The sequence below is a fragment of the Streptomyces sp. S3(2020) genome (assembly GCF_013044505.1).
GTDB lineage: Bacteria > Actinomycetota > Actinomycetes > Streptomycetales > Streptomycetaceae > Streptomyces.
The window spans coordinates 1-606 of record NZ_JABERD010000563.1; the positions used below are offsets into that span (position 1 = coordinate 1).

General features: G+C 66.5%; 1 protein-coding gene. It reads right to left on the bottom strand.

What is annotated here, in order from left to right; genetic code table 11:
• On the bottom strand, positions 1–606 hold a 606-nt coding region (rpoA, locus tag HLK59_RS50340), incomplete at both ends, for a DNA-directed RNA polymerase subunit alpha (RefSeq protein WP_171148373.1).

Sequence of the window (606 nt, forward strand, 5' to 3'; positions counted from 1 at the left end):
CACGCTTGAGGCAGTTGTAGGACCGAACGGTGAGCTCCAGCTCCTCGATCGGCAGCGCCAGGTCAGCGGCAAGGGCGGCGTCCGTGGGGGACGGGCCCATGTCGATGCCCTCGGCGTCGATGTTCAGTTCACGGGCGAGACCGAACAGCTCGACCAGGGTCTTACCGGCCGACGCCATGGCGTCACGGGGACGCATGGCCTGCTTCGTCTCGACGTCGACGATCAGCTTGTCGAAGTCGGTCCGCTGCTCGACACGCGTGGCCTCGACCTTGTACGTGACCTTGAGCACGGGGCTGTAGATGGAGTCGACCGGGATACGGCCGATCTCCTGGCCCACCTGCTTGTTCTGCACCGCGGAGACATAGCCGCGACCGCGCTCGACGGTCAGCTCCATCTCCAGCTTGCCCTTGCCGTTCAGCGTGGCCAGGACGAGGTCGGGGTTGTGCACCTCGACACCGGCCGGGGGCGCGATGTCGGCGGCGGTGACCAGACCCGGACCCTGCTTGCGCAGGTACATCACGACCGGCTCGTCGTGCTCCGAGGAGACGACCAGCTGCTTGATGTTGAGGATCAGGTCGGTGACGTCCTCCTTGACGCCCGGCACGG